Annotated in this window: 22 protein-coding genes and 2 pseudogenes; 11 read left to right on the top strand and 13 right to left on the bottom strand. The window is 71.6% G+C overall.

Going from position 1 to position 26,340, the window contains the following annotated elements:
• From NFU81_RS37390 to NFU81_RS37370, 5 genes are all read left to right on the top strand, one after another.
• The coding region (locus tag NFU81_RS37390) for a fascin domain-containing protein (protein WP_422665387.1) at positions 1 to 300 on the top strand (300 nt) is incomplete at its 5' end.
• A 444-nt stretch (positions 301 to 744) separates the two neighbouring features.
• On the top strand, positions 745 to 1,911 hold the full coding sequence (locus tag NFU81_RS37385; RefSeq protein ID WP_251500651.1) for an ABC transporter ATP-binding protein: 1,167 nt from the start codon (positions 745 to 747) through the stop codon (positions 1,909 to 1,911).
• On the top strand, positions 1,908 to 2,633 hold the full coding sequence (locus NFU81_RS37380; RefSeq protein ID WP_251500649.1) for an ABC transporter permease: 726 nt from the start codon (positions 1,908 to 1,910) through the stop codon (positions 2,631 to 2,633). The genes NFU81_RS37385 and NFU81_RS37380 overlap by 4 nt, the downstream gene beginning before the upstream one ends.
• Complete coding sequence (locus NFU81_RS37375; RefSeq protein WP_251500646.1) at positions 2,630 to 3,298, top strand: ABC transporter permease; 669 nt, start codon at positions 2,630 to 2,632, stop codon at positions 3,296 to 3,298. The genes NFU81_RS37380 and NFU81_RS37375 overlap by 4 nt, the downstream gene beginning before the upstream one ends.
• 188 nt (positions 3,299 to 3,486) lie before the next feature.
• The gene (locus tag NFU81_RS37370; RefSeq protein WP_251500643.1) at positions 3,487 to 4,452 is read left to right on the top strand and encodes an ABC transporter substrate-binding protein; all 966 of its coding nucleotides are present in this window, start codon (positions 3,487 to 3,489) and stop codon (positions 4,450 to 4,452) included.
• 80 nt (positions 4,453 to 4,532) lie between these two features.
• Here the strand turns inward: NFU81_RS37370 and NFU81_RS37365 are convergent, their stop codons facing one another.
• The 6 genes from NFU81_RS37365 to NFU81_RS37340 all read right to left on the bottom strand — a co-directional run bounded on the left by NFU81_RS37365 (position 4,533) and on the right by NFU81_RS37340 (position 13,217).
• The gene (locus NFU81_RS37365; RefSeq protein WP_251500641.1) at positions 4,533 to 6,281 is read right to left on the bottom strand and encodes a glycoside hydrolase family 35 protein; all 1,749 of its coding nucleotides are present in this window, start codon (positions 6,279 to 6,281) and stop codon (positions 4,533 to 4,535) included.
• A 150-nt stretch (positions 6,282 to 6,431) separates the two neighbouring features.
• Positions 6,432 to 7,424, bottom strand: a complete 993-nt coding sequence (locus NFU81_RS37360) for a LacI family DNA-binding transcriptional regulator (RefSeq protein WP_251500662.1) — start codon at positions 7,422 to 7,424, stop codon at positions 6,432 to 6,434.
• 179 nt (positions 7,425 to 7,603) lie between these two features.
• The gene (locus NFU81_RS37355) at positions 7,604 to 8,941 is read right to left on the bottom strand and encodes an ABC transporter substrate-binding protein (RefSeq protein ID WP_251500638.1); all 1,338 of its coding nucleotides are present in this window, start codon (positions 8,939 to 8,941) and stop codon (positions 7,604 to 7,606) included.
• A gap of 112 nt (positions 8,942 to 9,053) precedes the next feature.
• On the bottom strand, positions 9,054 to 10,010 hold the full coding sequence (locus NFU81_RS37350; protein WP_251500635.1) for a carbohydrate ABC transporter permease: 957 nt from the start codon (positions 10,008 to 10,010) through the stop codon (positions 9,054 to 9,056).
• Positions 10,011 to 10,015: 5 nt separating this feature from the next.
• Positions 10,016 to 10,951, bottom strand: coding sequence for a carbohydrate ABC transporter permease (locus NFU81_RS37345; protein ID WP_251500632.1), 936 nt, complete (start codon positions 10,949 to 10,951; stop codon positions 10,016 to 10,018).
• Positions 10,952 to 11,417: 466 nt separating this feature from the next.
• The gene (locus NFU81_RS37340) at positions 11,418 to 13,217 is read right to left on the bottom strand and encodes an arabinofuranosidase catalytic domain-containing protein (RefSeq protein ID WP_251500660.1); all 1,800 of its coding nucleotides are present in this window, start codon (positions 13,215 to 13,217) and stop codon (positions 11,418 to 11,420) included.
• Positions 13,218 to 14,249: 1,032 nt separating this feature from the next.
• Here NFU81_RS37340 and NFU81_RS41530 point away from each other — a divergent pair.
• Positions 14,250 to 15,620: pseudogene (locus tag NFU81_RS41530) on the top strand (glycoside hydrolase domain-containing protein); the annotation flags it as partial.
• A gap of 47 nt (positions 15,621 to 15,667) precedes the next feature.
• Positions 15,668 to 16,579 carry a glycoside hydrolase family 2 protein gene (locus tag NFU81_RS37335; RefSeq protein ID WP_251500629.1) on the top strand — a complete coding sequence of 304 codons (912 nt, stop codon included), beginning with the start codon at positions 15,668 to 15,670 and terminating at the stop codon, positions 16,577 to 16,579.
• A gap of 76 nt (positions 16,580 to 16,655) precedes the next feature.
• Here NFU81_RS37335 and NFU81_RS37330 read toward each other — a convergent pair whose 3' ends face one another.
• Both NFU81_RS37330 and NFU81_RS37325 read right to left on the bottom strand, forming a co-directional pair.
• Positions 16,656 to 17,252 (bottom strand): GNAT family N-acetyltransferase, encoded by a 597-nt coding sequence (locus tag NFU81_RS37330; RefSeq protein WP_251500625.1) that lies wholly within the window; start codon positions 17,250 to 17,252, stop codon positions 16,656 to 16,658.
• A gap of 137 nt (positions 17,253 to 17,389) precedes the next feature.
• Positions 17,390 to 17,620, bottom strand: a complete 231-nt coding sequence (locus NFU81_RS37325) for a Smr/MutS family protein (protein WP_274038099.1) — start codon at positions 17,618 to 17,620, stop codon at positions 17,390 to 17,392.
• A gap of 182 nt (positions 17,621 to 17,802) precedes the next feature.
• On the opposite strand from NFU81_RS37325, the gene NFU81_RS37320 reads away from it, so the two are divergent.
• A complete protein-coding gene (locus tag NFU81_RS37320) occupies positions 17,803 to 18,483 on the top strand; it encodes a 2-phosphosulfolactate phosphatase (protein ID WP_303657551.1) in 681 nt (226 codons plus the stop codon).
• Between the two features lie 12 nt (positions 18,484 to 18,495).
• Here the strand turns inward: NFU81_RS37320 and NFU81_RS37315 are convergent, their stop codons facing one another.
• The 5 genes from NFU81_RS37315 to NFU81_RS37295 all read right to left on the bottom strand — a co-directional run bounded on the left by NFU81_RS37315 (position 18,496) and on the right by NFU81_RS37295 (position 23,042).
• Positions 18,496 to 19,584, bottom strand: coding sequence for a MerR family transcriptional regulator (locus NFU81_RS37315; RefSeq protein WP_251500654.1), 1,089 nt, complete (start codon positions 19,582 to 19,584; stop codon positions 18,496 to 18,498).
• 74 nt (positions 19,585 to 19,658) lie between these two features.
• On the bottom strand, positions 19,659 to 19,811 hold the full coding sequence (locus NFU81_RS37310; protein WP_251500620.1) for a hypothetical protein: 153 nt from the start codon (positions 19,809 to 19,811) through the stop codon (positions 19,659 to 19,661).
• Between the two features lie 72 nt (positions 19,812 to 19,883).
• Positions 19,884 to 20,582: an HAD family hydrolase gene (locus NFU81_RS37305; protein ID WP_251500617.1), complete on the bottom strand. Its 699-nt coding sequence runs from the start codon at positions 20,580 to 20,582 to the stop codon at positions 19,884 to 19,886.
• Between the two features lie 82 nt (positions 20,583 to 20,664).
• Positions 20,665 to 21,360, bottom strand: a complete 696-nt coding sequence (locus NFU81_RS37300; protein WP_251500614.1) for a DUF6215 domain-containing protein — start codon at positions 21,358 to 21,360, stop codon at positions 20,665 to 20,667.
• A 197-nt stretch (positions 21,361 to 21,557) separates the two neighbouring features.
• Complete coding sequence (locus NFU81_RS37295) at positions 21,558 to 23,042, bottom strand: multicopper oxidase family protein (protein WP_251500611.1); 1,485 nt, start codon at positions 23,040 to 23,042, stop codon at positions 21,558 to 21,560.
• A gap of 363 nt (positions 23,043 to 23,405) precedes the next feature.
• Here NFU81_RS37295 and NFU81_RS37290 point away from each other — a divergent pair, with 363 nt between their 5' ends.
• The 3 genes and pseudogenes from NFU81_RS37290 to NFU81_RS37280 form a co-directional block, all read left to right on the top strand.
• Positions 23,406 to 24,056 (top strand): DNA polymerase ligase N-terminal domain-containing protein, encoded by a 651-nt coding sequence (locus NFU81_RS37290; protein ID WP_251500608.1) that lies wholly within the window; start codon positions 23,406 to 23,408, stop codon positions 24,054 to 24,056.
• Between the two features lie 50 nt (positions 24,057 to 24,106).
• Positions 24,107 to 25,024 carry a non-homologous end-joining DNA ligase gene (gene ligD, locus NFU81_RS37285; protein WP_251500605.1) on the top strand — a complete coding sequence of 306 codons (918 nt, stop codon included), beginning with the start codon at positions 24,107 to 24,109 and terminating at the stop codon, positions 25,022 to 25,024.
• Between the two features lie 283 nt (positions 25,025 to 25,307).
• Positions 25,308 to 26,340 (top strand): annotated as a pseudogene (locus tag NFU81_RS37280) (SDR family oxidoreductase); the annotation flags it as partial.

Below are 26,340 nucleotides of genomic sequence, written 5' to 3'. Positions count from 1 at the left end.
GGCCCCTGGGAACAGTTCGACCTGCTCGACCTCGGCAGCGGCAACATCGCACTGCGCGCCCACGCCAACAACCTCGTCGTCTGCGCCGACAACGCCGGCGCCTCCCCCCTGATCGCCAACCGCACCACCGCAGGCGCCTGGGAAACCTTCCAACTCCTCCACAACCCCAACGGCACCATCAGCCTCAAAGCCCAAATCAACGCAATGTACGTCACCGCCGAGAACGCCGGAGCCTCCCCCCTGATCGCCAACCGGGCCACCATCGGCGGCTGGGAGCAGTTCGACCTGATCACCGGCTGAGACTCCCCGCAGGAGCGGCGGGCAGGTCACCCGGCCTCGGCATCCGGGTGACCTGCCCGCCGGCCGGGTGGCGTCGCGCCCGCGGCCGGCACAACGTGGTGGCATTCGTGCCCGCGCCCGGTGGCGGGGCGGGCGGCTGGCCGACACCATGGGGCACCGCAGGTTGGTGGTGCTCGGGGTGGTGGTCTTCGCCGGGGCCTCGCTGCTGTGCGGGCTGACCCCGAAGGGGAGCCTGGCGCAGTTTGCAGGCCGAGCATCCGGAAGGCGAGGAGGAAGGCCGGAGCGAGGGAACGGCCCTGGCCGCGGAGGGGGAGCAGGCGCCGCCGGCGAAGTGACGCCCTGACCGCCGGGGAAGCCCGCAGTCTAAACTCTCCAGGCACCGGCCTGTTCGAAGGTGACCGGAGACAGGCCGTCCATGCCCGATCCCGAGGGGTATTCGGCACTTTGATACAGATAGAGTCAGTTACCAAGCGCTACCCCGACGGCACGACAGCGGTCGACAACCTGTCGCTGGACATCCCGGACGGGTCGATCACCGTACTGGTGGGACCGTCGGGATGCGGGAAGACCACCACCTTGCGCATGGTCAACCGGATGGTCGAACCGACGTCCGGCCGCATCCTGCTGGACGGTTCGGACATCACCGAGCAGCCGGTCAACGCGCTGCGCCGCTCGATGGGCTACGTCATCCAGAACGCCGGGCTCTTCCAGCACCGCACGATCGTGGACAACATCGCGACCGTGCCGCGGATGCTCGGCTGGGACCGCCGCAAGGCCAGGGAGCGGGCCAGGGAGCTGATGGGCCGGGTCGGCCTCGACGAGTCGCTGGCCCGGCGCTATCCGTACCAGCTCTCCGGCGGGCAGCAGCAGCGGGTCGGGGTGGCCAGGGCGCTCGCGGCCGATCCGCCGGTGCTGCTGATGGACGAGCCGTTCTCCGCGGTCGACCCGATCGTCCGCAAGAGCCTGCAGGCGGAACTGCTGCGTATCCAGCAGGAGCTGGGCAAGACGATCGTCTTCGTCACGCACGACATCGACGAGGCCATCAAGATCGGCGACATGATCGCGGTGATGCGGACCGGCGGCAGGCTCGCCCAGTTCGCCCCGCCCGACGAGCTGCTCAGCTCGCCCGCCGACGCCTTCGTCGAGGACTTCCTCGGCACCGACCGCGGTATCCGGCGGCTGTCGTTCTTCACCTCGGACGGCCTGCAGCTGACCGCGGAACCGGTCGTCGCGGTGGACGCGGACGCCGAGCAGGTCGCGCGCGCCACGGCGGCCGGGTCGCCGTACCTGCTGCTCACCGACGCCGAGGGCAAGCCGCTCGGCTGGGTGGCGCCGCAGGACGCGGCGGGCGGCGCCGACAAGGTCGCGGTCGGCCGGCTGCTGCCGTACGGACGGCCGTTCGCGGCCGGGCGCGAGTCGCTGCGGGACGCGCTGGACTGCGCGGTGCTCTCCCCCACCGGGTGGGCGGTCGCGGTGGACGGCGAGGGGAAGGTGGCCGGGGTGGTCTCGCAGGAGACCATCGGCGCCGCCATCCGCAGCGCGCACGCCGAGCACCGGGACGGCGGCGGCGCCGGCCGGGCCTCGATCACCAAGGCGGGGGCGGCCACATGAGCGGCCCCGGCTTCTTCGACATACCCAGCGACCTGCAGAACTCCTACTTCGGCCTGGTCGGCCTGCACATCGAGGAGGCCCTGATCCCGGTGGCGATCGGGCTCGCGGTGGCGCTGCCGCTGGGCCAGTTGTGCGTGCGCTTCTCCTGGCTGTACCCGCCGGTGCTGTGGATCACGACCGTGCTGTACGCGATCCCGTCGCTGGCCTTCTTCATCTTCCTCATCGACTACACCGGTGCGACCAGGACCACCGTGGTGATCCCGCTGACCGTCTACAGCCTGGTGCTGCTGGTGCCGGCCATCGTCGACGGCGTCAGATCGGTGCCGCAGGAGACCATGTCGGCCGCCACCGCCATGGGGTTCGGGCCTGTGCAGCGCTATCTGAAGGTGCAACTGCCCATCGCGGTACCGGCGATCATCGCCGGGCTGCGGGTCGCGGTGGCCTCCAGCATCAGCCTGGTCAGTGTCGGCGCGCTGATCGGCAACCAGGGCGCGCTGGGCAACCTGCTCCAGGATGCCATCCTCTACCACCGCTCCGAACTCGCGTTGAACTCGGTGGTCACCACCGCTGCGCTCGCCGTCCTGCTGGACATCGCCCTGGTGCTGCTGCGGATGGCGCTGACGCCGTGGATGCCGCGCGGCGACCGGGCGGCCCGCCGCGCGGCGCGCACCGCGGCGGTCGAGCCGGCCGCCCGGCCCACCCTGGAGGACACCGCCGCATGAGCATCTTCCAGTTCATCAGCGACTTCTTCCGGGACAGCGCGCACTGGCACGGCCAGTACGGCATCCCGCACCGGGTGCTTGAGCATCTGCAGTACTCGTTCATGGCGCTGGGCATCGCCGCGGGCATCGCCTTGCCGGCGGGCCTGATCACCGGCCACACCGGGCGCGGCGGCAACGCGCTGGCGCTGATCGCCACCGCGGCCCGGGCGCTGCCGAGTTACGGGCTGCTGGTGCTGATGTTCTTCTGGCTGGGCATCGGGCTCACCCCGGTGATGATCCCGCTGGTCGCGCTGGCCGTACCGCCGATCCTGGTGACCTCCTACGAGGCGATGCGCACCGTCGACCCCGCGCCGGTCGACGCCGCGCGCGGGATGGGCATGGGCCCTGTCGCGGTGCTCTTCCAGGTCGAACTGCCGGTCGCGCTGCCGCTGATCCTCAGCGGGCTGCGCTCCGCGGCGATCCAGGTGGTCTCGACGACCGCCATCGCCGCGATCGTCTCGCTCGGCGGGCTCGGACGGTTCATCATCGACGGGCTCTCCCAGCGCGACTACGAGATCGTGGTGGGCGGTGCGACCCTGATCGTGGGTCTGGCGCTGGCGATGATCGCGCTGTTCTGGCTGATCGGCCGGCTGGCGGTCTCCCCCGGCGTGCGGGGCGGCCGTTGAACAGTGAACCAGGGCATCGATACCTATCGGTGACCCGGACGGCCTTGACTCGGTTTGAGCCCGCTGGATTGGATCAGTTGAGGTACGGAACCGACGTTCGGAGGGCAACTGAACGCCCTCCGAACCCAGCCCCGGAAATGGGAATAGTGACTTCACACACGCAGAGCACCCACACTGGCCCTCGACACATGCGCGTAGCGGCGATCATCCTCGCCGCCACCACGGCCGCGGCGCTTCTCGCGGGCTGTTCCGACTCCTCCGACTCCTCCTCGTCGCCGTCCTCGTCGTCCGACAGCGGCAAGGGCAAGCCCAAGGACCCGCTGGCGGGAGCGCCCGCGGCCGGTGACACGGTGGTCGTCGGCTCGAACAACTTCGCCGAGAGCGTCCTGCTGATGGACGTCTACGGCGAGGCGCTCAAGGCAAAGGGGATCAAGGTCAGCTACAAGCCGGACATCGGCACCCGGGAGATCACCTACGGTCTGCTCAAGAACGGTTCGGTGACGGTGCTGCCGGAGTACAACGGCTCGCTCCTCGCCTTCCTCGACAAGGCCGCGGCGCCCACCTCGGTGGAGGCCGCCACCGCCGCGATCGAGGCGAAGCTCGACGCGAAGCTGACCATGCTCGACCCGGCCGCGGCCGAGGACAAGGACTCCGTCACGGTCAACGCGGCGACCGCCGCGAAATACCACCTGACGTCCCAGTCCACCATCGCCGACCTGGCGAAGGTCGGCTCCCAGATCGTCGTCGGCGGCTCGCCGGAGTTCCAGCAGCGGCAGCAGGGCCTGGTCGGCCTCAAGTCGGTGTACGGGCTGGTCCCCAAGTCGTACAAGGCACTCGACGCGGGCGGTCCGCTCACCGTGGCGGCGCTGAAGAACAACGACGTGCAGGCCGCCGACGTCTTCAGCACCGACGCGTCGGTGGCGCGGGAGAAGTTCGTGGTCCTGCAGGACCCGAAGAAGCTGTTCGGCTTCGCGAACGTCCAGCCCATGGTGTCCAAGACCGGACTGTCCCCGGACGGTGTGGCGGCGCTGAACGCGGTGTCGGCGAAGCTCGACACCAAGACGCTGCTCGACCTGGACGACCAGGTGCAGAACCAGAAGAAGGACCCGCTGGACGTCGCCCAGGCCTGGCTGAAGTCGGCCGGCCTGGCCTGACGGCACCTCACCGTGCCGGGCCGGTCCCCGCGGACCGGCCCGGCACGGTGCGGCGGTCGGTCACACCGCGGCCGGCCCGCTCACTCCTCGGTCGGCCCCAGGTCGGGGGTGTCCCGCAGGTCGACGGACATCCGGGTGGTGGCGTGCAGTTCCAGGACGACGATCTCGTTGTCGCCGGCCCGCAGTACGGGACCGGGGACGTACAGCCGGCTCTGCGGTCCGCGTGACCAGTAGCGGCCCAGGTGGAAGCCGTTGATCCAGGCGTTGCCCTTGGTCCAGCCGGTGAGGTCGAGATACGTGTCCGCGGCCTCCTCCAGGGCGAGGACGCCGCGGTGGAAGGCGGGTCCCACCGGCGGGGCGTCCGTCCTGCCGAAGGCCAGCGGCGCCAGGTCGGCGAGGTCCAGCGGGCGGCTGGTCCACTCCTGCAGGCGGCGCCCGTTGACGCGCACGTCGCCGAGGATGCCCTTGCGGTCATGGATGCCCTGGCCGTAGTTGACCCGGCCCTGGTTCTCCACCAGCAGGTCGAGGCGCGCGCCGGGCGCCGGTGAGGTGAAGGCCAGGGCTCGGTGGTGGCTCTCCCGTTCCAGGACGCCGGCCGGCTGTCCTTCGACGAAGACCTGCGCCCGGTCTGCGACGCCGTCCACCTCCAGCGTCACAGGACCCGCCGCGGGCAGGGCGGCCGAGTACAGCACGAAGCCGAAGTCCTGGCCCAGTTCCTCCATGGTGCGCGGCCGCTCCGCGGACACCCCGGGGCCGAGCAGGCCGGCCGCGGCCAGCAGCGGCGCGCTCTGCGGCAGGCGCACGTCCAGCACGTTGAGCTTCTTCGACGGCGCCGGCAGGGGCATGTCGGGGACGGGCGCGTGCCGGGCGATGACCTCGCGGAAGGCGGCGTACTTCGGGGTGGGGTCGCCCGCCTCGGTCAGCGGCGCGTCGTAGTCGTAGGAGGTGACGGTGGCCCGGTAGGTGTGCTTGTCGTTGGCGCCGTTGGTGAAGCCGAAGTTGGTGCCGCCGTGGAACATGTAGAAGCTGACGCTGGCGCCGGCCGCCAGCACGGTGTCGAGTTGCGCGGCGGCGTCGGCGGCGGGCCGGGTGGTGTGGATGCCGCCCCAGCGGTCGAACCAGCCGTTCCAGAACTCGGTGACCATGAGCGGCCCCTGCGGCTGGTGGGCGCGCAGCAGCGCCAGGTTGCCGTCCGCGCCGCTGCCGAAGTTGACGGTGGCGAGCACCCCGGGCAGGCCGCCGCGGGCCAGGTCGCCCGGCTGGTCGCAGGTGAACAGCGGCACGTCGACACCGTGCCGGCGCAGCAGGCCCGCCAGGTGCTCCAGGTAGTCGCGGTCGTCGCCGTAGGCGCCGTACTCGTTCTCGACCTGCACCGCGATCACCGGCCCGCCCCGGGTGGACAGATACGGGTCGAGGAGCGGCAGTAGCCTGCCGAAGTAGTCGTCCACGGCGTCCAGATAGCGCGGGTCGGTGCTGCGCAGCCGCACCCCCGGCTCCGCGAGCAGCCAGGACGGCAGCCCGCCGCCCTCCCACTCGCCGCAGATGTACGGTCCCGGTCGCAGCAGGACGTGCAGGCCCTCGGCCGCGGCGAGGTCGAGGAAGCGCGGCAGGTCGATCCCGCCGGCCATCCGCAGGCTGCCTCGGACGGGTTCGTGCAGATTCCACGGGATGTAGGTGTCGACGGTGTTCAGGCCCATGCCGCGCGCCTTGCGCAGCCGGTCCTGCCAGTGGTCCGGGTGGACGCGGAAGTAGTGCAGCGCGCCGGAGAGGATGCGGAACGGCTCACCGTCCAGGAGGAAGCCGTCGGCGGCTGTCTGCAGTTCGGGCATGGTGGTCTGCCTGTTCTCCCGAAGGGGTGGGCGGTCTTCCGAAAGGGTGGACGGTGGGGGCAAGATCCGATGTTTGCGTAACCATGCTGGAGTCTGGTCAATGCCCAACCGGCTGTCAAGGCACGGCTCTTCGCAGGTGGGTGCGGGTGGTCAGCCGGCGGCGGGCGGCGGCGCGGTGCTCGCCCGTACCACCAGGCGGGTGGGGACCAGTGTGGTGCCGGTCTCCTCCTGGTCGTTGCGGATCTGCCGCAGCACGCCGTCGACGCAGCGGCGGCCGACCTCGGAGAAGTCCTGGTGCACGGTGGTCAGCGGCGGCAGGAAGGAGGCGGTCTCGGGGATGTCGTCGAAGCCGACGACGCTGATGTCCTGCGGCACCCGCCGCCCCCGCTCGTGCAGCGCGCGCAGCACGCCCAGCGCCATCTGGTCGTTGGCCACGAAGACCGCCGTGCAGCCCGCCTCCCCGGCCAGCCGCAGCCCGGCGCGGTAGCCGGACTCCGCCGACCAGTCGCCCCGCAGCGGTTCCGGCACCGCTCCGCCGCCGGCTTCCAGCGCCGAGCGCCAGGCACCCACCCGGCGCTCGGCGGAGAACGAGTCGGCCGGTCCTGCCACGTGCCACACCGTGCCGTGCCCGAGGTCGAGCAGGTGCTGCACGGCCGCGCGCGCCCCGCCGACCTGGTCGGTGTCCACCACGCAGTAGCGGTCGCCCGCGTTGGAGTCGGCGACCACCACATGGGCGTTGGGCGGCAGCGCGACCGTCACCGCGTCCAGCAGGTGGACCTCCATGAGGATGACGATGCCGTCCACGGCCAGCTCTCCCAGCCTGGTGAACGCCCCGCGCACGCTGTCCTGGGTCGGGACGGCCACCGGAAGCAGGGTGGTGGCGTAGCCCTCCTCCGCCGCCGAGGTCGCGATCGCCTCGATCGTGCGGGTGTTGCCGGTGCTGGACAGGTTGAACGTGATCACGCCGATGGTGTGGAACTGCCCGCTCTTCAGCGCGCGGGCCGCGCTGTTGGGCCGGTAACCCAGTTCCTTCATCGCCTGGAGCACCTGCTGCCGGGTGGACTCCAGGACTCCGGCGTAGCCGTTGGAGACCCGCGAGACGGTCTGCGCGGACACCCCGGCCAGTTGGGCGACGTCCGCCATGGACGCGCCGCGCCTGCGGCGGGCCTCAGGGGCGCCGCTGTCTTCCGTACCGGCCGTGTTGCTGCTGTCCACTTGCTGCTCGCACCTCATACATGGTTCGCCGGGCATGCCGTGAACCGAAATTGTAGGTCGCGGGGGTGCGGGCGCCGCACTCCCCGCGACCTGCCGGGACGGCGGCGTCAGCCGATGTTGAAGCCCTGCTGCTTGCCGTAGTCGACCGACTTGTCCTGCCAGCTCTTCAGACCGTCGGTCAGGGTGGTGCCGGAGACGTACGCCTTGCCGACGGTGTCGTTGAAGATGGAGTTGGCGTAGACCTGGTAGGGCAGGTACGACCAGCCGGGCAGCACGTCCTTGGCCGACTGCGAGAAGATCTTGTTCGCCTGCTGCCCGCCGAAGTAGGGGAAGGCGGTGTCGAGGAAGGCCTGCGAGTCCAGGTCCGCGGTGGTGGCAGGGAAGGCGCCGCCCTTGATCCTGGCCTGGACGCCCGCGCCCTGGGCCGCGTACTGCAGGAACGCGTAGGCGAGGGCCTTGTTGCCGCCTGCCTTCATCACCGCGAGCGAGCTTCCGCCGTTCTCGGCGCTGGCGTGCTGGCCGTCCTTCCACTGCGGCAGCGGCGCCGCCCGCCAGTCGCCGGACGCGCCCTTGACGCCGGTGGTGAAGTTGGCGGGCATCCACGCGCCGGTGGCCAGCGTCGCTATGGTGCCGTCGCCGAGGCCCTTGTACCACTGGTCGCTCCAGGGGACCACGGGCGAGAGCAGGTGCTCGGAGATCAGCGGCTGCCACACCTTGGTGAAGGCGGCGGTGCCCGCGTCGCCGTCGAAGCCGACCGAGACCTTGGTGCCGTCGATCGCGTAGGGCTTGCCGCCGGCCTGCCAGATCAGGCTGGTGGTCATACCGGCGTCACCGGTGTCGCTGGTGATGTACGCCTTCGGGTCGGCCTGGTGGAGCTTGCGCGCGTCGTCGAGGTACTGGTCCCAGGTGGTGGGGACCGGCAGGTGGTACTTGTCGAAGACCTTCTTGTTGTAGAACAGCGCCATCGGCCCCGAGTCCATCGGCAGGCCGTAGACCCCGCCGTCGATGTTCACCGCGTTCCACGGGCCGGGCGAGTACGTCTTCGCCAGGTCCTTGGCGCCGTACGGGCTCAGGTCGGTGACCGACTTGCCGAGCGCGAACTGGCTCAGCGCGAAGTACTCGATCTGGGCGACGTCCGGGACCCCCTTGCCGGCCCCCACGGCGTTCTGCAGCGCGGTGTACTGGTCGTTGCCCGTACCGGCGTTGACCAGGTTCACGTGCACCTTGGGGTACTTGGCCTGGAAGTCGGTGACCACCTGCTTGAGGGTCGGCTCCCACGCCCACACCGTGATCGAGCCGCCCTTGGCGAGCGCGGAGGTGACCGCGTCGGCGTCGGTGCCCGAGTCGGAGCCCGATCCCCCCGACCCGCAGGCCGTCAGCCCCAGCGCCGCCGCGGCGGCCACCGCGATGCCCGGCGCCCAGCGGCGCAGTAGCTTGTTCGTCATCTCGTGTCACTCCGTTGTGCGTGATGGTGTGTGGACAGGGCGGAGCCGCACGGCGTGCGGCCGGTGAGGGGTCGGGCGGACGGCGGGGGAACCGGCGGGCGGTGCCGGTCCTTCACTCCTTGACGCTTCCGGCGGCCAGGCCGGACTGCCAGTACCGCTGGAGCAGCAGGAAGGCCGCGATCAGCGGGACGATGGTGAGCAGCGAGCCGGTGATCACCAGGTGGAACACCGGCTGGCCGCCGACGGTCGCGGCCTGCTGGTTCCACGAGTTCAGGCCCAGGGTGAGCGGGTACCAGTGCGGGTTCCTGATCATGATCAGCGGCAGGAAGTAGTTGTTCCAGGTGGCGACCGTGGTGAACAGCAGCACGGTGACGATGCCGGGAGCCAGCAGCGGCAGGCTGATCCGGAAGAACGTCCTGATCTCCCCGGCGCCGTCCATGCGGGCGGCCTCCAGCAGTTCCTCCGGGATCGCCTCCGCGGCGAACACCCACATCAGGTACAGGCCGAACGGCGAGATCAGCGAGGGGATGATCACCGCCCAGGGGGTGTCGGTCAGGCCGATCTTGCTGAACATCAGGAAGGTCGGCACCGCGAGTGCCGCGCCGGGCACCGCGACCGCGCCGATGACCACGGCGAAGACCGCCCGCCGCCCGGCGAAGTCGAACTTGGCCAGACCGTAGCCGCCGAGCACCGCGAGGAAGGTGGCGCCACCCGCGCCGAGCAGTACGCACAGCAGCGTGTTGAGCAGCCAGCGGACGAAGATGTGGTCGTCGTAGGTGAAGGTCTCGCGGACGTTGTCCCACAGCGCGAAGTGCCCGCTGAACCACAGGCCGAAGGAGTCCAGCAGCCGCGGCTGCGTCTTGGTGGCGTTGATCAGCAGCCAGCCGAGTGGCAGCAGCGAGTAGAGGGTGACGACCGCGGTCAGCCCGGTCAGCAGCACGCTGCGCCGGGGCCGGCCCGGCGAGTGGCGGCGGCCGGCCCGGCCGGCGCGCAGGGCGCGCCGGGGCCTGGCGGTCGGGGAGCCTGCCGCCGGGGCGACGGTGTCCGGTACGTGGCTGGTGGCACTCATGCCGCTCACACCTCCTTGCGCATGCCGCGCAGTTGGACGGCGTAGGCGACGACCATCGTGACCAGGCCCATGACGATCGCGACGGTGGCCGCGTAGTTGTGCTGCTGTCCGGCGAAGGACAGCGAGTACGTGTAGTAGTTCGGGGTGAAGTAGGTGGTGATCGCGTTCGGGGCCAGGCTCTTGAGGATGCTCGGCTCGTTGAACAGCTGGAAGCTGCCGATGATCGAGAAGACGGTGGCGATCACCAGGGCGCCGCGGATGGCCGGGAGTTTGATGGCCGCGATGATCCGCCACTGCCCGGCGCCGTCGATCTCGGCGGCCTCGTAGAGCGAGCCGGGGATCACCCGCAGCGCCGCGTAGAAGATGAGCATGTTGTAGCCGACGAACTCCCAGGTGACGATGTTGCCGATGCTGGCCAGCACCCATCCGGGCGCGAGCGGGTCGGGCAGCGAGGTGTGCAGGTGCTCGTTGATGCTCGCGACCAGCCCGAAGCGCTTGCCGTACATGAAGCCCCACATCAGGGACGCCACCACGGCGGGCACCGCGTACGGCAGGAAGATCGAGATCCGGAAGAAGCTCCTGCCGTAGAGCCGCCCGCTGTCCAGTGCCAGCGCGACCAGCAGGGCGACGCCGAGCATGACCGGCACCTGGACCAGCAGGAAGAGCCCGACCCGGCCCAGGCCCGACCAGAACTCGTGGTCGCCGAAGGCCTGCTGGTAGTTGTCGAGGCCGACGAAGCGGGTGCCGCCGATCAGCTGGCTGCGGTAGAGGCTCAGATAGACCGAGTAGCCGATCGGTGCCAGGAAGACCAGCGCGAAGACGATCAGGAAGGGGCTCACGAAGCCCCAGCCCGCCCAGTGCCTGCGGGACGCTGCGCGGCCGGGCGGGGAGAGCCCGGGGGCGCTCCGCTTCCCGATCCCGGGCGGTGAAATGACGGCCATTGCTGATCCCTGACATCGTGTGGCGAAGGCGTCCGCCTGCTGAGCGCAGGCGGGAGTGTTGCGCAAACACGGGCCGCTCACGGCGGCCGACGTTTACGTAAACATCTTGGCTGCGGTGATGCTGGCACCGCATCGGGGCGGCCGTCAAGGCTCGGAACGGGAAGTGCGGCGCGGACCCTTGACGGGCGCCGGGGGCGGGGCAACACTGTCGACGCCGGGTGATGGTTGCGCAACCATCCCGGGCGGGGTGTGCGCCACCGCTCCTCCGCCGGGCCGCCGGCCTCCCCGCTCCCGCATCCGCTTCGAAGAGGTGACGCATGTCCGGCCCACCGGTACGGCTGACAGCACGCGTACGGCTGGGCTCACTCCTCAGCGGAAGGCATGCATCTGCCGCGCATCGGTGAAGGCCGCGCTGACGGCCGCCTGCCGTGGAAGGCGGGCGGCCGTCAGCGCGGCCCGGTGCCACTCAGCTCAGCGTGAACTTCTGCGCCGCGCTGCCGTTGCAGTCCCAGATCTGCAGCCTCGTCCCGTTGGCGGTGTTGCCGCTGGGCGTGTCGAGGCAGCGGCCGGACTGCGGGTTGAACAGCGAGCCGTCCGAGCGCTGCTGCCAGACCTGGCCGCCGGCGCCGTTGCAGTCCCACAGCTCGACCTGGGTACCGTTCGCGGTCCCGTTGCCGTTGATGTCGAGGCAGCGGCCCAGCGTGCGCAGCGAGCCGCCCGCCCCCTGCGCCCAGTGCTGGTCGACGGCCCAGGACTGGCAGTCCCACAGCTGCACGGCCGAGGTGTTGCCGCCGGTGTCGTCCGCGGCGACGTCGACGCATTTGCCGCCCGGGGCGGCGACGGGAGCTCCCGCGTTGACGGCGAACTTCTGTGCCGCGGAGCCGTTGCAGTCCCAGATCTGCAGCCGGGTGCCGTTGCCGGTGTTGCCGTTCGGCGAGTCGAGGCACCGGCCGGACTGCGGGTTGAACAGCGAGCCGTCCGAGCGCTGCAGCCACTTCTGGCCGCCGACGCCGTTGCAGTCCCACAGCTCGACCTGGGCGCCGGCCGCCGTTCCGTTGCCGTTGATGTCCAGGCACTTTCCTGTGGTGCTCAGCGAGCCGTTGGCGTTGTGCGTCCAGTGCTGGTCCTCGGCGTAGGACTGGCAGTCCCACAGCTGCACAGCGGCGCCGTTGGCGCCGGTGTCGTCCGCGGCGGCGTCGACGCACTTGCCGCCGGGGCCTGTGATGGTGTCCTGCGGGCCGTTCGGGACGTTCGTCTGACCCGCGTAGCCGACCGAGACGACATTGGCCTGCACCGCGTTCTCGGCGGCGTCCGTCGGGTAGCCGGCGACCATCACACCCTCGAAGAAGGTGCCCATGTTGCGGTTGCTGTTGTCACCGCCGGTGCCCAGGATGATGCCGCCCTCCTGCTGCATGGGCCGGTAGCCGCCGCGGGTCGGCAGCCCGCCGTTCCACCAGGTGCTCAGCCCGCCGGACTGCGAGTTGCCGCCCTTGATCGCGTACGTCGTCTGCCCGTTGTTCTTCAGCACCGCCGTCACGAACGGGCTGTTGTTGCCGAGGTTGGCGGTGTTGGAGCCGTTGTCGCCCTGGAACATGCCGTTCTCCATGTCCGCCTCGATCCACGGACCGGATCCGGTGCACGGCTGGAAGTAGCAGGTGGTGGCGATGCTCACGGCATCCATGTGGCCGTTGCCGGTGTCGGCCGGGGTCCGCTCGGCGTTGCCGTAGTCGAAGCAGCAGTCCGACCCCACGTGGGTGCCGCTGGCCACCATGTAGACGCCCTCGGGCTGCCCGTTGACAGCGACGCCCGACGCGACGCCGAGGTAGCGGTAGCCCACTCCCGGCGAGATCCAGATGCCGTAGACCTTGTGGCCGCCGGCGCTGACCGCGATCTCGCCGGCGTCCGCACCGCGGTCCGCGCCGCCGGCCGTACCGGCCGGGCTGATGGCGAGGTCGTTGTGGCGGCTCGTCTGGTCGTAGACCTTGGTGATGCGGCACGTGGTGTCGGCGCAGAAGGAGTCCTGCGCCGCGGCGTTCGAGTAACCGCCCTGGGCCAGCAGCCCGATGTCGCTCGCGGCACCGTCCGAAGCCCGGGTGACCTGGTAGAGCGGGCCGTTGTAGGCGGAGAACAGCGCACGGGTAGAACTGTGCGCCGCCACGCACGGAGTCCCCGCGGAACCGTAGATGTCGCACGGCAGCGAGCCGGCGGCCTGGGCGGACCCCGGGAGCGCGGCCAGCGTCGCCAGCAGCACCGTGAGCACCGCCATGACGGATGTGACGACGTTGCGCAGCACGGCGGCGGACCCCGGCGTGCGGACGCTCACGGGGAGCGCGGTGCGGGGTCTCGTTACGAGTCTTCTCGTCGTTCTGTGCATGTCATGCTCCTTCAACGGTGGGGGGTGGGAGCCGTGTTCGGCCGGGTGGGCCGCAAAGGGGCACTGCGGGCCGCGCGGCCGGCTCCGCGACGCCGGCCGGACGGGTACGTCGTGGGACACCGTCCCGGCTGGACAAGGTGCCGAGGGAACGGGCCGCGGGCGGTACGCAAGGGGGGAGCAAGAGGTACGGCGCCGCCCTTGATCGCTCTGTTCAACGATGTAACGCGGGGCAGCACGATGACAGCACAGCGCTCGCGGCGTGTCCACCCCCGGTGACAGAACTGCTCATCACCCGCGGCCTGTTGCTCTGCCGCGCAGCTGTCCGACCACCGCTCTGACACGCTGTCGGCCAACGTTTTTCCGCTGGTATTCCACCTTTTGAGCCCGCCGCGCCCGCTCGCCGGCCCCGGGACCGCTGCCACCGGTCGCTTCGCGGACCGTCGCCAGGACCTCTCCCGGCAGTCGGGCACCGATCCCCGAGATCCTTCTACATCGTTGTACACATCGCTCGTCGGCTCACTCACCGGCCTACGCCAGGCCGCCGCCGCGCACGGGCTCCGGCAACGATTCCGAGTCCGGCTCCAGCCCTGCCGCCACCAACGGCGCAGACCCCTCACGGAATCCGCCGCACGGGTGCATGCCGTCTCGCCGGACCCCGGCTTCTCCGACCGGCACCACATCCCACGGACCGCCGAAACCCGTGCGCCCGGAACCACCGGCCGCGCGGGCCGCCCCGGGCTGCCGGCAGCCCGCTGCCGGACGGCAATCGCGGCCCCCACCAGCCGAACTGACCGAGGCGGGGCAGCGCGCCAGTCGCCGCACGCCTCTTGACTCCTTTCCGCCACAAGGTCAACACTGACTCAAAACCCCATCTGACAACGTTGTCACGCGAGGTGCGCCGCGTGGCTCCCGGAGGGCCGCCGCATGCCATCACCAACACCGCGAAGAAGACGGCACCACAGCCGTTCCACGTTGACGGTCGGCCTGCTGGGTCTGGCCCTCCTGGCCGCTCCCGCAGTCGGCGGGGCGAACGCCGCAACGGGCCTGCCACCGAATGCGGACACGGGCTGGCACAGCTCGTTCGAGCCGAACGAGCCCCAGCCGGACGGGAATCCGGCCACCGGCACCGACGGCAGGCCCGACGCCTCCGGCGTGGTCCGGCCCGGCACCGGCGAGCCGGGACTGCGCACCGTCGTGGACGACGGACCGGACCGGGCCTACGCGGCGAAGGCCGACGTGGGATTCACCGGCTTGAACGCGCTGCACTACTCGGGCCGCCACGAGGCCGACGGCCCAGCCCACGCCACCACCGTCGTGTCCGACGTCGACGTGCGGGTCGGCCCGCACACCGAGCTGTCGTACCTGCTCTTCCCCGACTTCGACGAGAACAAGGTCGACTACGCGAGCACCTACGTCGCCGTCGACCTGGAGTTCACGGACGGCTCGCCGCTCAGTGACCTGCCTGTCAGGGACAAGAACGGCGATCCGCTGGCCGCCCGCGCCCAGGGCGACGCCAAGACCGTCCTCCCGCTGCAGTGGAACCGGCGTGCGGCGGACATCGGCCGGGTGGCGAAGGGCCGCACCGTCGACCGGGTCCTGCTCACCTACGACGGGCCGAAGGGGCCGTCGGACGTGGCCGGCTGGGTGGACGACATATCCCTCGACGGCCACCCGGCCGAGCAGAAGCGCACGTCCCCGGCAGACTGGGCCGTCACCACCCGCGGTACCCAGTCCAGCGGTGACTACTCGCGCGGCAACAACTTCCCCGCCACAGCGGTCCCCAACGGCTTCAACTTCTGGACGCCGGAGACCGACGCCGGCTCCCTCGGCACGATCTACAGCTACAACCAGCAGAACGACGCCCAGAACCTGCCGGAGATCCAGGCGTTCGGCGGCTGGATCTCCCCCTGGTCCTCCCCCGGTTACGCCCGCGTGATGACCGGTACGAACTCCGACGCCGCCCTGGCCGACGCCTACACCAAGGGCGTACCGGGAATCGACGCCGAGGACACGTACGACGCGGCGCTGAAGAACGCCACCGTCCGTCCCCCCGACAGCAGCGTCGGACGGGACGGCCTGGAGCGCTCGACCTTCCTCGGCTACGTCCCCAACGACGTCTCGGCGGGTTACTCCTGGTCGATCGACGGATACGTCAACGACTCCGCGATCGCCGCCATGGCCGAGAAGATGGCGAAGCAACCCGCCACCTCGGCCGCGGACCGGCAGCGCCTGAGCGAGGAGGCGGAGTACTTCCGCGACCGCTCCGCCGGACACGCCGACCTCTACGACCCCGCCACCTGCGCAACCTCGTCGACGGCGAGAAGGAGTGGCCCATCGGCCTGGTGTGGAACCACCACGACTGGCTGGAGCGCGGCGGCCAGAACCCGCAGAGCTACGAGGCGGCCATCGACGAGCGCCTGGGGACGTCCTCGTCGTTGGAGGAGTTCTGCGCCAAGGCGCAGTTCGTCAACTACGAGTCCATGCGCGCGATGTTCGAGGCGTGGAACGCCAACCTCTGGCAGGACGCGAGCGGTCTGCTGCTGTGGATGTCCAACCCGGCCTGGCACAGCACCGTGTGGCAGACGTACGACTACGACCTGGACGTCAACGGCAGCTACTACGGCGCCCGCGCCGGCTGCGAGGCGCACCACGTGCAGGCCGATCCGCGGGACTGGAAGGTCGTCGCGGTCAACCACACACCCGAGGCGCTGCGGGACGCGGTGGTCGGGATCGAGGTCATGGACCTGTCCGGGAACCAGCTGGCGGCCCCGCAGCGGCAGACGGTCGACGTATCGTCCTCCGCCACGGCACCGGTCTCCACGGTGGCCAGTCCCGACGGCGACCACCCCCTGCACCTGGTGCGGCTGCGCCTGACCCGGGCCGACGGCCGGGTGCTGTCGGAGAACACGTACTGGCGCTACGACCGGCCGGCGGACATGCAGGCCCTCAACGACCTGTCAGGGTCCAGGCTCAAGGTGTCGCGGGGCCGGACCACGCAGCGCGCCGGGCAGGCCTCCGTCACGGTGACGGTCCGCAACGAGGGACGTACCGTGGCGCCGATGGTCCGGCTGTCACTGCGCGACCGGCACACGGGCGACCGGGTGCTGCCCGCGATCTACTCGGACAACTACCTGTGGCTGCTGCCCGGTGAGGAGCGCGAGGTGACCATCTCCTGTCCGCTCGCCGCCCGGCACACGGGTGACCTGGAGGTGACGGCCCAGGGCTACGGGACATCTCCGGTGTCCGATCGCTGACCGCATGCGGCGACACCTTGTCGAGCCGGGTGCCCCGGCTCGACAAGGTGTACTGGTCACGGGCGTCAGCCGCGGGTCAGCCCGCGTGGGCGTCCAGCCGGGCGACGAGCCCCGCCTTGGCCGCGGGCCACTCGTCCTGGAGGATCGAGAAGTAGACGCTGTCGCGCCAGGTGCCGTCCGGGCGGAGCCGGTGGCGGCGCAGGACGCCCTCGCGCTGCGCGCCCAGGCGGGCGATCGCTTTCTGCGAGCGGAGGTTCATGTGGTCGGTCTTGAGCTGGACGCGGCCCATGCCCAGATCCTCGAAGGCGTGGGTCAGCAGCAGGAGCTTCGCCTCGGTGTTGACGGAGCTGCGCCAGTACGCCCGGCCGTACCACGTCCAGCCGATCTCCAGCCGCTCGTCGGCGGTGTCGATGTCCATGTATGTGGTCCAGCCGATGGCCCGGCCAGACTCCGTGTGGACGACGGCGAAGGCCACGTAAGGCCCCTCCAGCACGCTCCGCATCCGCTCGGCCAGCTCGGCCTGCGTACGCGGCGCCGGGCCGCCCTGCCACCGCCACACCTCCTCGTCCCCGCCACCGGCGAGGAAGAGGTCGCCCAAGTGGTCCGGCGTCAGGGGCTCCAGCCGTATCGTGCGGCCGGTAAGAACCACGGGGCCGGGGTGCTTCGCGCTCATGACCAGGACCTTAGGCGGCGCCCGGCCCCGGGGCAAAGGCGGCCTCCGCCTCGATGACCCGCCCCCCGCGGCAGCGCGTCACGCTCGGCCGCCGAGCGAGCTCTCGGCGGCTGTGCAGGAGCCGTCCGCACCAGGTCTCAGCGGAGGTGGACGAGGATCCGGCCGGGGTTGGACGGGTCGGTCTCCACCCGGGCGTAGAGCTTCTTGATGTGCTTCTGGGACAGCACGGCCAGCACCCGCTGCCTCAGCCGGCCCGTCCCCTTGCCCGGGATGATCTGCACGACGTCGACACCGGTGGCGGCGGCCTTGAACAGCGTCTGGCGCAACGCGACGTCGATGTCGCGGTTGTTGCGGAAGATCGGGTGCAGATCCAGCGTGAGCAGGGTGATCGCCTCCCGTGCGGCCGTTCGTAGGGTCGCAGCGTACGTCCTGCGCCCGGCTGCCGCCCACCCCCGCGCGCCCCGCGGGGTGTTGCGCGGCGACCGCCGATGTGATGTGGCGCACGGTCCGGCCGCGCCGGGGCGGGGCGGGCGTGCGAGATCATGAGCGTATGGACGCCCGTTTCGCTGGTATCGCCGAGCTGGCCGACGCCCCTTCCGTGGCGGTCGTCGTCGACGTCATGCGTGCGTACACCGTGGCCGCCTGGGCTTTCGCCCGGGGTGCGGAGAAGATCCTCCTCGCCGAGTCGCTGGAGGACGCTCTGGCGCTCAAGGACGGCCACCCGGATCGGTTGGCGCTCAAGGACGGGCCGCCCGTGCCCGGGTTCGACCTGGCCAACTCGCCGGGCCTGCTGCGGTCGGTGGACCTCGGCGGGCGGACCGTCGTGCAGAAGACCACAGCGGGGACGGTCGGCGCCCTCGCCGTCAAGGACGCGTCGCTGGTGCTGTGCGCCGGCTTCGTCGTGGCGGAGGCGACGGCCCGGGTGCTGCGGGCGCGCGGGAGCGACAGCGTCACGTTCGTGGTCACCGGCGAGGACGGGCAGGCCGAGGAGGACCTGGCGTGCGCCCAGTACATCGCGCGCAGGGTCATCGAGCCGGAGACGGACGCCGCCGGGTTCCTCCGCCGCGCTGCCGAGTCGCGGGCGGCGGCCGAACTGGCGGAGGGGGTGCGGCAGGGAGCCCATCCTGACGACGTCGCGCTCTGCCTTGAGCTCGACCGGTTTCCCTTCGCCATGGTGGCGGCCTTGGAGGACTCGCTCATGGTCCTGCGCCCCCGCGCCGTGCCTTCCTGACGGCCGGTCTGTTCAGGCCACGAGCAGGCGGAGGCCGAGTTCCGCCGCGTCGAGCGCGACCAGGTCGCGGTTGCGCTCGGCCCACCGGCCCGAGGAGAGGTCGTCGCGCAGGCCGTCCACCGCCCGCTGCTCGGCCTGCGGCCCGACCCTGGTCCACACCGACACCGCACGGCGGACCTGCTCGTCCAGATACGCCTCGGGCCGGCGCCAGTACGCCTCGAAGAAGCCGTCGGCGCAGTCCCACGGCACGAGCACCGGCTCGGCGCGGCCCCCGATCGCGCCGGCCAGGTCGGCCAGCGAGGGCCAGCCGACGAGGAGGTCGGCGAATTCGGGCAGGTAGTCGCGGGTGAGCCAGAACCGCTCGCGCCGTCCGGGGTCGCTTGCGTCGTAGGTGAACACCACCACGCGGCGTGCCACCCGGCGCATCTCGCGCAGCCCGGCGATCGGGTCCTGCCAGTGGTGAACGGTGCTGAAGGCCATCGCGGCGTCGAAGGACTGGTCCTCGAACGGGAGGCTCTCCGCGGCGGCGGCCACGCACGGCGCCGCGCCGGCGGGGCGCTGCGCGCGCATGACCGCCGACGGCTCCACCGCCGTGACGTCGCGGTCGGTGGGCTCGTAGGAGCCGGTGCCGGCCCCGACGTTCAGTACCGTGCGCGCGTCCCCCAGTGCCTCCCAGACCCGGGCGGCGATCCGCGGCTCGGTGCGCCGCGTCGCCGGGTAGGCGGACCCGATGGTGTCGTACAACTGCGCACCGAACACCTTCAGTTGCTCCTCCGGCGGTGTCTTGATCCCCATTGCGCGTGCCTCCAGTTCCCTGTCGATGGCCGTCACCATGGCGGCTGCGCGGTCGCGCTGCTCCAGCAGCAGGCCGCGCAGCCGGCGCAGGTGCGCGACCGCGTCGGTGGCCGGGTCGTCGACCAGACGCGCGATCTCGCGCAGTCCGAAACCCAGCCGGCGGTAGGCGAGCACCTCCCGCAGCCGCTCCACGTCGCCCGCCGCGTAGGCCCGGTATCCGGCCGCGGTCCGCGCGGACGGCTGTACGAGCCCGATCTCGTCGTAGTGGTGCAGGGTGCGGACGGTCACGCCGGCCAGCTCGGCCACACGTCCCACGGTCAGATGCTCTTCCACGTCGCCGACTATGCGGTATGACGCCGCGTGAGGGTCAAACACTCCGTTCACAGGAGCACTTGGGCGAGTGCGGCACCGGCGGAGGCGGTTCCCAGGCCCGCCGCGACGCTCAGGCCCGCGTCGGCGACGGCGCCGCGGTCGGGTACGGCGGGCCCCACCGCCGTGCGGCCCCCCGGCGGCCGCACGTCAAGGGTGGCCACCCGTGCCGGTGTGCGGCCACGGGGGCTCATCGTCGACGGCGACCGGCCCCCTGACGGTCCTGCGTGCGGCGGTCACGCCCAGCCGGGCGGGGCGGCGAGGAGGCTGTCGTCGAGGCGGGCGAGGAGTTCCGCGGGCGAGTCGTAGACGGCGTCCATGCCGGCCTCGTGCAGCTCGTGGCGGGTCCAGCCGCCGGTGAGCACGCCCAGGCAGCGGACGCCCGCCTTCGCCGCCGCCTGGCCGTCCCAGGCGGCGGCGCCGACGAAGAGTGCGCGCTCGGCGGGCACGCCGGCCTTGGCCAGCGCCAGCCGCACCACGTCGGGGGCGGGCTCGCCGGGCGGCACGTCGGCGGAGGTGGCGACCGCGGCGATCACGTCACCGGCGCCCAGCGCCCGGACCATCACCTCGGCCTCCCCACGCGTCGCGGACGAGGCGAGCACCACCTGCCAGCCGCGTACGGCACAGGCCCGCACCAGGTCGTGCGCTCCGGGCAGCGGGACCACCCGGGACCAGTACTGCGCGTAGAGGGTGTCGTGGGCGGCGCTGAGCGCCGCGTCCCCGCCGCGGTCCCGGTCCGTGCCCAGCAGCGCGTCCAGCAGGGCGTCGGTGCCCATGCCGATGTTGCGGTGGACCAGGGCCGCCGGGACCAGCCGGCCCCGCTGCCGAAGGGCCTCGGCCCAGGCGACGGTGTGCAGGTAGACGGTGTCCATCAAGGTGCCGTCGACGCCGAAGAGAACCGCTCCGCCGACGTCCTCGACGGGAGACTCGGACATGGCCATGCCTCATCGTCTCCGCGTCCGGTCACCCGCGCAGCGGCAGTGCCGCCGAACGGGTCCGGCCGCGGAGCCCGGGCCTTCACACCTCGGCGTCCCACCCCGGGAGCGTGGGGAGCAGCGTCTGGGCGAGGCGGGCCAGCATCGCGTCGTCCGGCACCACGCCGTCCGCGCGCCACAGGCTCAGCTCGAAGGAGCCGCCGCTGTCCTCGGCGTCTCGGGCCACCAGCAGGGAGCGGGCCATGACGCCGGGCCGGCTGCGGCTGTCGCCGCCGTCGAGCCGGAAGCTCAGGCTCATGGTGCGGTCCGAGTAAGAGACCGCGGTGCGGCCCAGGACCGTCTGCTTGTGCGTGCCGTCGCCCTTGAAGAGCTCCGCGTACTCGGCCACCGAGAGGTGGTCGTAGCTGGCGGCCAGGTTCACCGTGTAGGTGTCCAGCTGGACCTGGGCCGAGGGATTGGGGATGTCCTCGCCGCCGGCGGCCTTGAGGCCGGCGCCGCTGCTGCCGGTGGACTTCGCGATCTCCCCCGGTGTCCCCAGCAGTTCGGCGAGGTCCGGGCGGTTCAGCACCTCGCACAGCTGCGTCGCGGTGAGGTACGGGGACGCCTTCGCCGGCGTCGCGCTCGAACAGGTGGCGGCCACGGGAGTGCTGTCGGCGGACGACGCCGTCCTCTCGTAGGCCCACAGACCGGCACCGAGTGCCCCCACCAGTACCAGGGCGGTGACGGCCTGCCCCCACTCACCCGCACCCTTCGCGGGCGCGTCGATGCTGTCTGCCATGTCCCCCACTTGCAGTGATCCCCCACAGGAGGGGGCGGCCCCGGGGGGACTTTAACCCGTGGCCACCAGGCAGAACAAGAAGATCAACGATCATCGGCTCGAACCCGGTGGACGGCAGGACGGGCCGCCGCGGCGGGCCGCAGAACGTACCCGCCGCGAGGCCTTCCCTCACCCGCCGCCGCAGCGGCGGGACCGGATCAGACGACCTCCATCTGCGCCATCATGCCCATCGACGCGTGGTCGAACAGGTGGCAGTGGTAGAGGTAGACACCGCGGTAGCCGGTAAAGGTGGCCTGCAGCTTCACCGTCTCGCCCGCCCGCAGGAAGACCGTGTCCTTCAGCCCGCTCTCCGCACCCTCGGTGACCGCCACGCCGTTGCGTTCGAGCACCCGGAACTGCACGAGGTGGATGTGGAAGTTGTGCGGCGCGATCTTGTTGGCGTTGGTGACCGTCCAGATCTCCGTGGTGTCGTAGGCGATCGTGGTGTCGACGCGGTCGGGGTCGTACTCCTTGCCGTTGATGTACGCCCACGCCGGCTCGGGCGACGACTCGTCCATGAGCAGGCTGAACGAGCGCTCCACCGTGGCCGGCGGCAGCGCGGGCAGCGTACGCAGCTTCGCCGGGACCACGCTGTGGTCCCGCTCGGTGCGGGTGACGCGGAACTGCAGGACCTGGGAGACGTCGGGCGGCGTCCCGGGGGCCTGCGGGATGATGTTCCTCAACTCCAGCTCGGTACCCACCGGGTAGCGCGAGAAGTCGATCACGATGTCGGCGCGCTCGCCCGGCGACAGCAGCACCGACTGCGTGGTGTACGGGGCGGCCAGCAGCCCGCCGTCGGTGCCGATCAGCGTGAACGGCGAGTTGTCGGCGAGGGCGAACTGGAAGCTCCGCAGGTTGGCGGTGTTGAAGATCCGGAAGCGGTACTTCCTGGCCGCCACCTCGAAGTACGGCCACGCCTTGCCGTTGGTGAGAACGACCTGGCGGTTGAAGAAGTCGTCCATCTGGAAGAGGAACTGGCCGGAGTCGTCGAAGCGGGCGTCCCGCACCGAGAGGGGGATGTCGTACTGCCCCGACGGCAGGCCGAGCCGCGCCTCGACCTCGTCCCTGAGCAGGTAGGTCCCGGTCAGACCGCGGAAGACGGTCTCGGACTCCAGGTGGTGGGCGTGGTCGTGGAACCAGAGGTTGGCGTGCGCCTGCTTGTTCGGGTAGGTGTACGTCTTCGTACCGCCGCCGGGGGCTATCAGGTCCATCGGCCCCCCGTCGCTGGAGGACGGCACGTGCGCGCCGTGCAGGTGGACCGAGGTGGGGACGCCGAGCCGGTTGGTCTGCGTGATCACCACCCGCCGTCCGGACCACGCGTTGATCACCGGCCCCGGGAAGTGACCGTTGTAGGTGTTGACCTTGGTCTGGAAGCCGGGGATGACCTCCCGGTAGGCCTCCTCCATGGTCATCCGGTAGTAGTCCGTCGTGATCGACGCCCCGTGCGGACGCAGATCGGGCAGCACGGGCATCTTCAGGACGTATTTGGCGATGCTTCCCGGGTCGATGCCCACGGCGGCCGCGGCGCTGCTCGGCGGCGCGGAGAGCAGGAGCACGCCTGCGCCGGTGGCGCTCGCGGCGCCCGTCGCCGCCACCGCGCCGCCCAGCAGTAATGACCTGCGCTTGATCACAGACTCCCCCAAGTGAAGACGATGAGCGGCACACCGTCCATGTGCCGCACGGTCGGCGGCCGCCGGGGGAAGCTCCGCAACCGGACGCCGGAGCCGCGGAACGGCCCCCTCCGCAGTGCCGCGCGGAGGGTGCGGGAGGCGGTGGGCGAACAGGTGAACGAAGATCCTTTGTGCGACCGACGACAGTGTGCGACAAGTGACTTGAGGCCCAGTTGGTTCCGGATGGGTGTCCGGCAGGCGGCGCCCTGCGTGGTCACGGGACGGAAATCCATCGGTTGCGCCCGGTTCCGGCGTGCCGGGGCGGCGCTGTCCTGGACGGATATCCGCGGGCCAGGCGGGTACGCGCGGGGAGAGCGGACGGGAGGAGGGCGTGCCATGGCCCCCAAGGACACGCTTGACACGTACCGTCACCGGCGGGACTTCTCGAAGTCGCCCGAGCCCGCGGGGCGCGGCGGGGCAGGCGCCGGGCGGGAGGAGGGCGAGCCGTCCTTCGTCGTGCAGATCCACGACGCCTCGACCCTGCACTTCGACTTCCGGCTGGAAGCAGACGGGGTGCTGAAGTCGTGGGCGGTGCCGAAAGGCCCGTCCGACGACCCGCACGACAAGCGGCTCGCGATGCCGACCGAGGACCACCCGCTGGACTACCGCGCCTTCGAAGGCGGCATCACCCGGGGTGAGTACGGTGCGGGCACCGTCATCGTCTGGGACGAGGGCACGTACGAGAACCTCACCGAGGACCGGCGCGGCCGTCCGGTGCCGCTCGCCGAGGGCGTCGAGCGCGGCCATGTGTCCTTCCGGCTCGCGGGCCGCAAGCTGCACGGCGGCTACTCGCTGACCCGCTTCCGCGGCCCCCACGACGGCGGCCGAGAGGCGTGGCTGCTGGTCAAGCGCGCGGACCCGCAGGCAGGCCGGCATCCCACGCCCGACCCGCGGCGCGCGCGGTCCGCCCTCAGCGGCCGCACGCTCGGCCAGATGCGGGCGGCGGCCGAGGCGGGCGAGGCGGCCACCTGGTCCGCCCCGGCGTGACCCGGGCACGTGGGCACATGGTCCCGGAAGGGGACGAGGAGGCGCCGGCGATGAGCGGTACCCCGTACGAGACGGTACGAGCGGGCCGCCGCACGGTACGGATCGGCCGCCCCGGCAAGGTGCTCTTCCCCGCGGACGGCCTGACCAAGGCGGACGTGGCGGCGTACTACAGGACTGTGGCCCCGCGGATGGTGCCGCAGCTACGCGGGCGGCCGCTCATGCTGGAACGCCACCCGGACGGCATCGACGGCCAGGGCTTCATGCAGAAGGACACGCCGGCGTACGTGCCGGACTGGGTGCATCGCGCCGCGCTGCCCAAGGAGGGCGGCACGGTCACCTACACGCTCTGCGACGACACCGCGACGCTGGTCTACCTGGCCGGCCAGGCGTGCGTGACGCTGCACCGCTTCCTGTCCCGCGCGGACCGGGCGGAGTACCCGGACCGCCTGGTCTTCGACCTCGACCCGCCGGACGCCGACTTCGCCCCGGTACGGGCGGCCGCACGGCAGGTGCACGGCCTGCTGGACGAGCTGGAGCTGCCCTCGACGGTGATGACGACCGGGTCACGCGGGCTGCACGTGCTCGTCGCGTTGGACGCCAAGTCCTCCGTGGACGAGGTCAGGGCGTTCGCGCGCGACGCGGCCGGCCTGCTGGCGGCGCGCCACCCGCGCACCCTCACCACCGAACCGCGCAAGGCCGCCCGCCGCGGCCGCCTCTACCTGGACATGCAGCGCAACGGCTACGGCCAGACCTCCGTCGCCCCATACGCCGTCCGGTCCCTGCAAGGCGCACCGGTCGCAGCCCCGCTGGCCTGGGACGACGTGGACGATCCCGAGGTGACCGCCCGCCGCTGGACCCTCGCTGACGCCGACGAGCTGGCAGCCGCCGACCCCTGGCGCGGCGCCCCACGCCCCCGCGCCCTCGGCCCGGCCCGCCGCCGCCTGGACGCTTTGCGGGAAGGCGCCTGAGGGGAACGGCCCGGGGACCCGGGTGCGGCGTGAGCATCCCGGCGGCGATGCGGCCCACCGCCTGCCCTCAGGGCACCTGCTCGACACGGCCGAAGAAGGCGTCGCGCGGCAGCACGGCTCGGCCGGGCTCGGCAGCACCCCGTGGCGGGCGGGTGCCCCGGTGGCGGTGTGCTAGGCCCACTGGCCCCCGGATGGCGGACGCTGCGGGCGGGTGCATGCCGTGCGCCGGAGCGGGCATCCGTCGGCCACACCGCTTTCCGCGGACGGAAGGGGACACGCGGTCATGAGCGAGGCATCGACGGGCGACGGGGTGGCGGACCACCCGCGGGAGCGGCCGCGGCAGACGGTGGTCGTCACCGGTGCCAGTGGCGGCATCGGGCGGGCGACAGTACGGGAGTTCGCGCGGCGCGGTGCGCGGATCGGGCTGCTGGCACGCGGCCGCGGCGGCCGAAGTGTGCGAGCTGGGCGGCGAGGCGGTGGCGGTACCCACCGACGTGGCCGACCACCGCGCGGTCACGGCGGCGGCCGACGCGGTGGAGGAGGCGTTCGGACCGATCGACGTGTGGGTGAACGTGGCCTTCACCTCGGTCTTCGCCCAGTTCACCGACATCGCCCCGGACGAGTTCCGCCGGGTGACGGAGGTGGCGTACCTGGGTTACGTCAACGGCACGCGGGAGGCGCTGGCCCGCATGCTGCCGCGCGACCGCGGAACGGTGGTGCAGGTCGGCTCCGCGCTCGGGGAGCGGTCGATCCCGCTCCAGTCCGCCTACTGCGGCGCCAAGCACGCCGTCAACGGCTTCACCTCCTCGGTCCGCACGGAGCTGATGCACCGCGGCAGCAACGTGCACGTCACGGTGGTGCAGATGCCCGCGGTCAACACCCCGCAGTTCTCCTGGGTGCTGGCCCGGCTGCCGCGGCACCCGCAGCCCGTGCCGCCGATCTACCAGCCCGAGGTGGCCGCCCGGGCGGTCGTCCACGCGGCGGCGCACCCCCGGCGCAAGCAGTTCTACGTGGGCGCCTCCACGGTGGCGACGATCCTGGGCAACAAGGTGGCGGCGGGGCTGCTGGACCGCTACCTGGCGCGTACCGGGTACGACTCGCAGCAGACCGCGGAGCCCGTACCCGCCGACCGGCCGCACAACCTGTGGCGGCCGGTGGACCGGATGGACGACGGCCGCGACTTCGGGGCGCACGGCGCCTTCGATGACGTCTCCCACCCGCGCTCGCCGCAGGCGCTGGCCGCCCGCCACCCGGGCGCGGCCCTCGCGGCGGCCGCCGCGCTGGCCGGTGTCGCGGTGGGCGCGGCGGTGTCGGCC

It is taken from the genome of Actinacidiphila cocklensis, assembly GCF_907177275.1.
Classification (GTDB): Bacteria; Actinomycetota; Actinomycetes; order Streptomycetales; family Streptomycetaceae; genus Actinacidiphila; species Actinacidiphila cocklensis.
Note: the sequence above shows the minus strand (reverse complement) of the source record. Positions and strands in the feature narration are given on the sequence as shown.

Coding starts and splice junctions, on each gene's coding strand:
- NFU81_RS37380 (WP_251500649.1), top strand. CDS start 1,908: ATGAGCGGCCCCGGCTTCTTCGACATACCCAGCGACCTGCAGAACTCC.
- NFU81_RS37375 (WP_251500646.1), top strand. CDS start 2,630: ATGAGCATCTTCCAGTTCATCAGCGACTTCTTCCGGGACAGCGCGCAC.
- NFU81_RS37370 (WP_251500643.1), top strand. CDS start 3,487: ATGCGCGTAGCGGCGATCATCCTCGCCGCCACCACGGCCGCGGCGCTT.
- NFU81_RS37365 (WP_251500641.1), bottom strand. CDS start 6,281: ATGCCCGAACTGCAGACAGCCGCCGACGGCTTCCTCCTGGACGGTGAG.
- NFU81_RS37360 (WP_251500662.1), bottom strand. CDS start 7,424: ATGGCGGACGTCGCCCAACTGGCCGGGGTGTCCGCGCAGACCGTCTCG.
- NFU81_RS37355 (WP_251500638.1), bottom strand. CDS start 8,941: ATGACGAACAAGCTACTGCGCCGCTGGGCGCCGGGCATCGCGGTGGCC.
- NFU81_RS37350 (WP_251500635.1), bottom strand. CDS start 10,010: ATGAGTGCCACCAGCCACGTACCGGACACCGTCGCCCCGGCGGCAGGC.
- NFU81_RS37345 (WP_251500632.1), bottom strand. CDS start 10,951: ATGGCCGTCATTTCACCGCCCGGGATCGGGAAGCGGAGCGCCCCCGGG.
- NFU81_RS37340 (WP_251500660.1), bottom strand. CDS start 13,217: ATGGCGGTGCTCACGGTGCTGCTGGCGACGCTGGCCGCGCTCCCGGGG.
- NFU81_RS37330 (WP_251500625.1), bottom strand. CDS start 17,252: ATGAGCGCGAAGCACCCCGGCCCCGTGGTTCTTACCGGCCGCACGATA.
- NFU81_RS37320 (WP_303657551.1), top strand. CDS start 17,803: ATGGACGCCCGTTTCGCTGGTATCGCCGAGCTGGCCGACGCCCCTTCC.
- NFU81_RS37305 (WP_251500617.1), bottom strand. CDS start 20,582: ATGTCCGAGTCTCCCGTCGAGGACGTCGGCGGAGCGGTTCTCTTCGGC.
- NFU81_RS37300 (WP_251500614.1), bottom strand. CDS start 21,360: ATGGCAGACAGCATCGACGCGCCCGCGAAGGGTGCGGGTGAGTGGGGG.
- NFU81_RS37290 (WP_251500608.1), top strand. CDS start 23,406: ATGGCCCCCAAGGACACGCTTGACACGTACCGTCACCGGCGGGACTTC.
- ligD (WP_251500605.1), top strand. CDS start 24,107: ATGAGCGGTACCCCGTACGAGACGGTACGAGCGGGCCGCCGCACGGTA.